This is a genomic window from Gluconobacter sp. (assembly GCF_047723935.1).
Classification (GTDB): Bacteria; Pseudomonadota; Alphaproteobacteria; order Acetobacterales; family Acetobacteraceae; genus Gluconobacter.
The window spans coordinates 1-7,491 of sequence record NZ_JBDOBO010000039.1 but is presented as its reverse complement, the minus strand read 5'-3'; the positions used below and the strand labels follow the sequence as shown (position 1 = coordinate 7,491).

Here is a 7,491-nt window from a genome sequence, read left to right as displayed (position 1 = left end):
CCGGGCCCCGCATGTATGAGAGCCAATTATTTATCCGTTGGTGATTTCTCCATGATCGTCTCTCCGGTTTCAATGAAGATCTCGGTTTTATCGGGAAGTATCGCGATCAGATCAAAGGCATCAGGATCAACGTCGCAACCAGGTTCTGTGCTGCCAGACTGGATCGCATCCCGAACATTCGCTACAAAACTACGGAATGTATCACGCGCCTCATCAACGGATTCAAATTGAAGTGCGATCTCATTTCCGGCTTCATCTGTTTCGTGCCAGTTATTAAACCCAAGTTCGCGGCATTCGAATACTGTTCCAACAGGATACTGTGGTATCATTGGCTCAAATACCGCTATTATCAGGTGTCAGTGATGGTGCAGAGATATACTGTGCAGTTACATTCAACCAGAATTTGCCATTCACCGTAGCTTCAAGTGCTTTACGAACGCATTCAGCGCTCAGGAATTCCGCGCCATCGTCAGCGCCAAAAGATGCCTGCTTCATGTCATACCAACCTTCGGGGTTGATCTGAGGATCTACTTCTTCAGCATACGCAACCAGATGATCGGTGCCCTTTTGCCCGGCAAGGCCCGGAGTGCCGTTTGACATGAGGTAGACACCGAGATCGCCTACCAGCATCAAACCGGGCGGTATCTTCGTAAGGTCCAGATCTTCACTGGTGGGATATTTGGCCGTCACACCTTCACGATGAAAGGTTTTGTCACACAACTGCGCAAAAGTTGGTGTGTGTTCTGTAGCCGCTTCTGCATGGGCAAGAAGGCGGGTGACCAGCGCGTGATCAAAATGCAATTTCATTGGTAATCCTTTGTATGTCCTGACATCAGGGCATAAAAAAAGGGTAGAGCAATCTACTGCCGCACCCTATTAAGATGTTCTGGTAAGCTGCCAATGTCCTGGCTGGTTCATGTGGCGACGGGTTATGCTGTATTGTTTTTCATTTTTGATGGCACTGGCGTGGTATTGCTCTTGCTCAGTATTCGGATGTAAGCATGACGACTTTACTGGGATCGCTATCGGCCACAACGTAAAGCCTCAGTTCCGCCAGTGGAAAATCCGTATGCTCCAGACGCTGACGATACAGGATGTTGGCCTCGCGCTCGCCGTTTCCGTCCGTGCATACAACCTCGGCGCAGTGTTTGGTAAGATCAACCCTAAGCGTCCAGCACTCGAACTCAGCGCGTCTGACGGCTGGAACCAGTCGCGCGCTCGCCACAATGTCCAGCAGCCACGCTGCGCCATTTTTGGCCAGATACGCCGCACCGTCCGTCAGGATCAGACCCATCGTGTATCGGTAATACCGGGTCGTGCCGATAAACTGCGCGAGCGTCTCGGCCGTGATTGTGTCAGGCCGGGTGTATTCAAGTGTCGCAGACATGTCTGAATCCTTTTGGTTTTGTCACAGTCTGCTGCCTGCCCGGGACGGTGGCCGTGCGCTCAAACGCGGCGCGCAGCGCCGGGAGCGAAGCCCCACCGTTTGAACGCACGGTCCCGTTCTGGCAGGCGCACTGTTCGTCTGTGTCGTTGGGTTTTCTCGTTGGAATGTTGGTCCGCTCATATGCGTCCATTTCTGCCGGCAGTCGTCTTATACGCGCTACACCAGCCAATTAGGCTGCAATGGCCAACGCACCCGTTGGGGAAACGGACTGTGAGGATGCCGCGTGCGGCGAAACCCTCACCATCCATCGTGCCGGTGCGATCGCCCGGGCCCAGTCCGCGAAACTCGGGATGTGGCCAAGGTCATCCAGAACATGCTGTTCGCCAATCAGGCGCACCGGAACGGTGCGCCCGGCCGAATTTGTCATGGTGACGCCAAAGACCTGTTCGGCCATGAAAATACCTTCGGCATGATGGCGAAGTGCTCTGTGCCGCATGTCGGCCAGAATGGCTTTCGAGCCGTCAAACCAGTCATGAATCGCCTGATAATCCTCGGGAACGCCGCCCCATTTTTTTGCTGTAATGGATGCGTGGAAATAACTATGCGCCATATCCGCCTCCCTCGCCTCAATAGGTGTGCATGAAGTCTTCATGGGAAAAATAGTTTTCGGTGTGAGACACCGTGATCGTATCTGTAACCGGATCAAAGGTGACTTCACCGGAGCCGCCTTCGTTGTTTTCCCAGCCACTATGCTCTACAGCCACATACTGCATGGCGAGAGTTTCCATTACTTCGCTTAACGGTGCAGTATGGTTGGTGGTCTCTGCGGACGACCAGTCAACGAGTTTTGTCTGCACGGGGACCGTCAGGCTTTCCTGTCCCTGCCCACCTTCAACGGTGCACGCCTCCACGCCACCGGAATCACCATAACCATCGTAGCGGATAACGACTTTCGTAATGCCACACGCTTTCAGAGCTGCCATGACGGTCGCTCTGTCTTCAGTCCGGGTTTCACGCTGAAGCTGATTATAGCGATCCATCTGTTCAAGAATTGCCGTTGTTTCGGTCATATTTCCTGTTCCTTGTTCTGTTTTTTCTGATTGCAGGCGAGCGGTCGGGCCTCCCTGCATTGGATTTAGGCAGCAAAACGACGGGCTGGAGGCGCACCACTCAGCACCGCGCGAGCGTGGCGTGTGCGGCTCAGAGAAAGCTTCAGGGGCTTGTCGTGGCGACCATCCCAGCTCAACCCCTCACAAGGGATCAGCACCCCCGCCCTGCGCGCATCCTGATCACGCTGGAAGCACACACGCTCGTTCCCGCCCTCAGGGCGGCAGCAGGGCTGGCCCACAGATGCCCCGCAGCCACGACATGCCATCTGGTAGGCCGGATCGCCATCAGGCCATTCGTGATGGCAGCGCCGGCACGTCAGGGAAGCATCGACACAGGCCCAGCGTGACGGATCTGGTTTTTTGAGAGCAACAGGCAGGAAGGTAATCGGACACATGGCATTCTCCTTTTCTGAATACCTGCTGCCTGCCGGGACGGCGGACACGCGCTCAAACGCGGCGCGCAGCGCCGGGAGCGAAGCCCCACCGTTTGAACGCGCGGCCCCGTTCTGGCAGGCGCGCTGTCTGGTCTGTGTTTTTGGGTTTTTGTCTGGAACCGGCCGCCGTCAGGCGGCGATCCGCACCACCTCAAGGTGGCTGTCAAGATGGGCTTTCACTGCAGCCCGCGTGTCAGGATCGGCATCATCGGACACCAGAACCCTGCCTGCCTGTTCAAGCAGAGCGTCCTTCACCTCAGCTGAGTCTTCTTCCTGTCCTTCCGGGGCATTGGCCTCACCTGCGTCAGCGGTTTCTGTCGGCGTAGCTTCAGCCTCGTCCGGCCCTTCCAGACCAGTTTCATACAGTTGTTCTTCAGCGGTAAGCAGGTGATCAAATTCACCCTCTTCCTCATCGTCGGCCTCATGACCACCTCTCAGAGAGGCCAGCCTTTCAGCGTTACGCACCATAGCGGTCAGTTCCGCTTTCCAGTCCTCGGCAGCAGACCCAAACCCGGCCTGCTCGGGCACCCACCGACCCTCTGTCCCCACATGCGCCATGATGGCAGTCCGCATCTCTTTGCCGGTGTTGCGAGGCAGGAGTTTCAGTGCCTTGCCTGCCTCCATGATGGCAGGTTTGCTGAAGCATTTGAGGAAGTCGTCGAACGCCATATTGGGCATCTGCGCATCGGCGTCGAACAGCAGCCCCATGAGCTGGGCCGTTAGACCACTGCCGCTGTGCTGGCTGATCGTGCAATTTGCGACGTTCTTGAGCACGGCCACCGCTTCCTGTCGTAGGAGTGCAGGCTCGCGGATCAACACACCTTCGGGAAAGAGCGTGGCCAGGGCGGTCTCCCGCCGGGTCATCTGACCATAATGTTCTTGTTCAGGGGTATGCACTTTGACATTCTGCCCCCCAAGGGCGAGCAGCAGGGCCGCAACAAGATCCCACGGGTCTACGTCCTCAGCAACCGCATCAAGTGCCGCATGCAACGCCTGTGTGCGGATCAAGCCCAACATGGTCAGGCCTGTGCCAGAAATGGCCGCACGCTCTTTAGGAGCCGCAACGCTAGCAGGCACAATGCTGCGCGGGGGCACAGTCCCTTCCTGTTCTTCCAACGCCTGCGGCCGCAACGGGATTTCGTCGATCTTCAGGGTGTTGGGATTGAGGAAATACCCCATCACATCGGTTTCTTCAGCCACCATCCAGTGCAGCACCCGCTTGTAGCCATCTGGCGCCGCCGCCTGCCCGTAGTCTCCGACCTCCATCCTGACCCCGCCCTCGGGCAGACAGTCGGCCAGCCACTGTTCCTGTGCGGCGGCATAGGCCGAGCCATCCTCGGTAAAGCGGTTGTCCTTCCCGCCTTCGCCAAACAGGTCTTCAGCCCACACCACGCCACAGGCCTTCGCCGTAGTCTCATCAAAGCGGGCATCCACCGCCATATAACGTGCCTGTTTCAGGAAGCGGGCAAGCTCACGCCAGGGCACCGTGTCCTCGGTATCTTCGGCGTTCAGACGATACTTGGCCGGGTCCGCATCCTCCTCGACCATATCCTCAAAGATTTCGGCCCATGCCGCGCGCTGTTCTTCCACCGGGGCTGCGGCAATCACCTTCAGGTCATTAAAGTCCGGGCCACGCCCCATATCGATGGCGTGCAGGATTGGGTCATGCAGCCCCGCCAGAAGCGACAGGCGTTTCAGATAGGCCGGAGTGACCATCAGCGCGCGGGAAATTTGAGCGTCTGTATACGCTTTTTCGCGGCGGGCCTTATCGACAAAGCGCCATTGCTCACTCTGCGTCATCGCCTCGCGGATGATGTTTTCGGAACCAGACGCCAGCCCATCCAGTTTTTCATCAGCGGACGTGACTATGACGTGCATTTCACGCATTTTCGCGAGGACACATGCCCTGCGACGACGATGGCCCGCGACGATCATCAGCTGGCCGTCAGGCAGTTCGCGCACCAGCGGGGCCTGCAGGAGGCCCACCACCTTGATGTTATGGGCAAGGCGTCGATCGGCTTCAACATTGGGGGCTGAGGTGCGGGGGTTTTCGGGATTGTCGAGAAGGGTTTTAGGATCGACGACGCGCAGTTCCATGGAAAAGCTCCTGATCATGGGGAAAACTGGCAGGTGATTGCGTCAGAACTGATCTGCTCTTTTTATCAATCACCTGATGTTTTCTGCGCGGTCGCAGCTTGGGCGGGCGGGCAAGGCCGCGCCGTCAGGCGCGCAACGCCTGGCACTTGCGCACCCGCCCACGCTGTGGCAGCCGCTTTTTGATCTAGTCTTGGGTCTCAGTTATTAACACTTAATGAGATATAAATGAATAATTAACATTCTATAATTAAATTCATGCAGGCTTATTTATCGGAATAATGACCTTGAATTCAATTTTTACTGGCTCTACCGTAATGACATGAAATCCAGCAATCCACCCAAAAATCACCACTATATTCCACAATTCCTTTTAACGCAGTGGACTGTTAACGGACGCCTCAATCGCTATACCCAACCATCTCCTGGTAAAATCATCTGTCATAATAAACCCACAAAGGCGACCGGGTTCGAGCAACGTTTATATGAAATACCAATGTGTCTGGCCAGTTCAGCACAAGACGTCGAGACGCGCGTAATGCAGCCCATTGATGATGCTGCTGCCACCACTCATAAAATGTTACTTACCGAGACAGGTTTCAATAATCTTACTGTTAAACATAGGATAGCGTGGGTAACGTTTATTCTATCGCTTACACTCCGCACCCCAGACAATTTTTCTGCTTATCTACGTACATTTAACACAATAGACCTGAGCAATACGCAACACCGCGAGCTACAAGAGAGTTACGAAAAAACCAAACTGCCAAATGATCCAGACAATTATGAAGACTATTTAACAGCCGCACACCCAGAAGAAATGCAACAAGGCGCATTTTATGCTTTTAAATACTCCATTGAAAATAAGCCCCTTATTCATTACATTACTAATATGCTTTGGTTTGTTCTTGAAATTCCTAGTGGTTCGTTCCTATTGTCAGATGAACCATTGTTGATGTCGAATGGAATCAAATACAGTAATGGCCATATTGTTATTCCTATAAGCCAAACAAAACTATTTTTAGCGACAAACAATATGCTAACATATTTACAGATAAAGAACTTGAATGAAGAGTTGACCCGCAGGGTTAACATGCAGATTGTCAGTGGCGCCAGACTTTTTGTTGCCTCTCGTGATGCTAATAACAATGAATTCATTCGGAAATATTTTTATAAACAACCCAGAAAGTCGATAATACAATACGCCGAAGAACACTTCTCTTCTGGACGGACAAAGTCATAGCGCGACAGTTTATTTCTGTCTGGCGGTATTCCCCAATATAGTTTGATCGCTACCCCGGTCCAGATTTCCCTCAAACGCCTCAGAGGACATTGTCCAGCAGGAAGTTACAATCGGCCCGTGGCACTGGTGTTCCATTACCACAGGCTAGCAGATTAAGCCGGGTCAATTTCGGCTCCCCTGTCAGCATACTGCTTCAGGCCGCCACCATCTCTCTCGTGATTTTTTGGGTTGTGCGGCCGCCTACGCCAATCAATAGATCGGCCGAAATTCCCCAAGCTTCACGGATACGGTCGATCATTGCGACGGACAGAGCGCGTTGTTCGCTCAACACTTCGCTCGCTCGGGGCTGAGAGCCAATGACCCGTCCAAAATCAGCCTGCTTCAATCCATTTTGCTCCATGTAAAAGCGGAGGACTTCAACTGGCTCGGCTGCTGGAACAGCATAATGCTCCCGGTCATAGGCATTGATCAATGTAGTCAGAACAGCAAAGCGGTCAGCTTCGGGTGTTCCTGGGGCAGGCTCAGTGTCGAAATACTGTTCGATCTCTTTGACCGTCCAGTCATAGTCCGCATCAGTGCGGATCGGTCGGATATCCATCATCATCACACTGTCTCCGGGTTGATTTTATCGTACTCGTTATGATTACCAACGAACTTGATGAGCACGCGCTTGTGCAAGTAGGCAACGCGGACAATAAGACGGTATTTGTTGCCGCCAATGTTGAAGATAACGCGGTTGTCAGCCACGAAGTCAGCGCTATTAAACTGTGCGCGAATGTCTGCCGGCCCCGCCCATTCTGCCTTGCTGACAAGAGCATACCAAGCCTTGAGGGGACCTTCTGCCTGTGGGTGCGTAGCCCAGAAGTCCCTCAGTGCTTTGAGCGCAATCACGTTCATAGGGAGTGTATAGAATATTCCCATTCTGGGATCAATAGAAATGTTCCCATTCTGGGATATTTCAGCCGGCAGGAATGTTCCCAACAGCTACGCTTACATCCTGTAACATTAGACTCCGCGCAGACACTACAGGCGATAATGATCCTCTCGTAGCTGTTAACGTCGATCTGCTCCATGGTGCAGCGCCTCTCAGGGGGTGGTTTCATGCTCGCTCCAGTATGCCCTGCCGCGGTGTGGCGCCGGCCGGCGGGGCGGGCTAACGCCGCCTCCCAGAGGGGGCGGTGCGCCGCCCAAATAGGATGGGGGAATAGCAAGGCCTCATTATCC

The 7,491-nt window shown here is 54.1% G+C and carries 10 protein-coding genes; 1 reads left to right on the top strand and 9 read right to left on the bottom strand.

The genetic code is table 11. The features are described from left to right. Positions 1-26: 26 nt before the first annotated feature. The 7 genes from ABF979_RS11690 to ABF979_RS11660 form a co-directional block, all read right to left on the bottom strand. Positions 27-329: a hypothetical protein gene (locus tag ABF979_RS11690; RefSeq protein ID WP_415559946.1), complete on the bottom strand. Its 303-nt coding sequence runs from the start codon at positions 327-329 to the stop codon at positions 27-29. 4 nt (positions 330-333) lie between these two features. After that, positions 334-807 carry a DUF3085 domain-containing protein gene (locus ABF979_RS11685; protein WP_415559944.1) on the bottom strand — a complete coding sequence of 158 codons (474 nt, stop codon included), beginning with the start codon at positions 805-807 and terminating at the stop codon, positions 334-336. A gap of 175 nt (positions 808-982) precedes the next feature. Then, positions 983-1,387 (bottom strand): DUF6876 family protein, encoded by a 405-nt coding sequence (locus ABF979_RS11680; RefSeq protein WP_415559942.1) that lies wholly within the window; start codon positions 1,385-1,387, stop codon positions 983-985. 229 nt (positions 1,388-1,616) lie between these two features. Further along, positions 1,617-1,997 (bottom strand): DUF6915 family protein, encoded by a 381-nt coding sequence (locus ABF979_RS11675; RefSeq protein WP_415559941.1) that lies wholly within the window; start codon positions 1,995-1,997, stop codon positions 1,617-1,619. Positions 1,998-2,013: 16 nt separating this feature from the next. Further along, the gene (locus ABF979_RS11670) at positions 2,014-2,457 is read right to left on the bottom strand and encodes a DUF6878 family protein (protein WP_415559939.1); all 444 of its coding nucleotides are present in this window, start codon (positions 2,455-2,457) and stop codon (positions 2,014-2,016) included. A 65-nt stretch (positions 2,458-2,522) separates the two neighbouring features. Next, complete coding sequence (locus tag ABF979_RS11665) at positions 2,523-2,891, bottom strand: hypothetical protein (protein ID WP_415559937.1); 369 nt, start codon at positions 2,889-2,891, stop codon at positions 2,523-2,525. A 168-nt stretch (positions 2,892-3,059) separates the two neighbouring features. Then, positions 3,060-5,027, bottom strand: a complete 1,968-nt coding sequence (locus ABF979_RS11660; RefSeq protein WP_415559935.1) for a ParB/RepB/Spo0J family partition protein — start codon at positions 5,025-5,027, stop codon at positions 3,060-3,062. 319 nt (positions 5,028-5,346) lie between these two features. Between ABF979_RS11660 and ABF979_RS11655 the strand changes: the two genes are divergently transcribed. Continuing rightward, positions 5,347-6,267 (top strand): DUF4238 domain-containing protein, encoded by a 921-nt coding sequence (locus ABF979_RS11655; RefSeq protein WP_415559934.1) that lies wholly within the window; start codon positions 5,347-5,349, stop codon positions 6,265-6,267. 193 nt (positions 6,268-6,460) lie between these two features. Here the strand turns inward: ABF979_RS11655 and ABF979_RS11650 are convergent, their stop codons facing one another. After that, positions 6,461-6,871 carry a helix-turn-helix domain-containing protein gene (locus tag ABF979_RS11650; RefSeq protein WP_415559932.1) on the bottom strand — a complete coding sequence of 137 codons (411 nt, stop codon included), beginning with the start codon at positions 6,869-6,871 and terminating at the stop codon, positions 6,461-6,463. After that, positions 6,871-7,248 (bottom strand): type II toxin-antitoxin system HigB family toxin, encoded by a 378-nt coding sequence (locus tag ABF979_RS11645; protein WP_415559930.1) that lies wholly within the window; start codon positions 7,246-7,248, stop codon positions 6,871-6,873. Before ABF979_RS11645 ends, ABF979_RS11650 begins: the two co-directional genes overlap by 1 nt. Between the last annotated feature and the right edge of the window lie 243 nt (positions 7,249-7,491).

Bases quoted from the DNA above. Each gene is read 5' to 3' on its own strand.
- ABF979_RS11670 (WP_415559939.1), bottom strand. From the start codon at position 2,457: ATGACCGAAACAACGGCAATTCTTGAACAGATGGATCGCTATAATCAG.
- ABF979_RS11660 (WP_415559935.1), bottom strand. From the start codon at position 5,027: ATGGAACTGCGCGTCGTCGATCCTAAAACCCTTCTCGACAATCCCGAA.
- ABF979_RS11680 (WP_415559942.1), bottom strand. From the start codon at position 1,387: ATGTCTGCGACACTTGAATACACCCGGCCTGACACAATCACGGCCGAG.
- ABF979_RS11655 (WP_415559934.1), top strand. From the start codon at position 5,347: ATGAAATCCAGCAATCCACCCAAAAATCACCACTATATTCCACAATTC.
- ABF979_RS11690 (WP_415559946.1), bottom strand. From the start codon at position 329: ATGATACCACAGTATCCTGTTGGAACAGTATTCGAATGCCGCGAACTT.
- ABF979_RS11675 (WP_415559941.1), bottom strand. From the start codon at position 1,997: ATGGCGCATAGTTATTTCCACGCATCCATTACAGCAAAAAAATGGGGC.
- ABF979_RS11665 (WP_415559937.1), bottom strand. From the start codon at position 2,891: ATGTGTCCGATTACCTTCCTGCCTGTTGCTCTCAAAAAACCAGATCCG.
- ABF979_RS11685 (WP_415559944.1), bottom strand. From the start codon at position 807: ATGAAATTGCATTTTGATCACGCGCTGGTCACCCGCCTTCTTGCCCAT.
- ABF979_RS11650 (WP_415559932.1), bottom strand. From the start codon at position 6,871: ATGATGATGGATATCCGACCGATCCGCACTGATGCGGACTATGACTGG.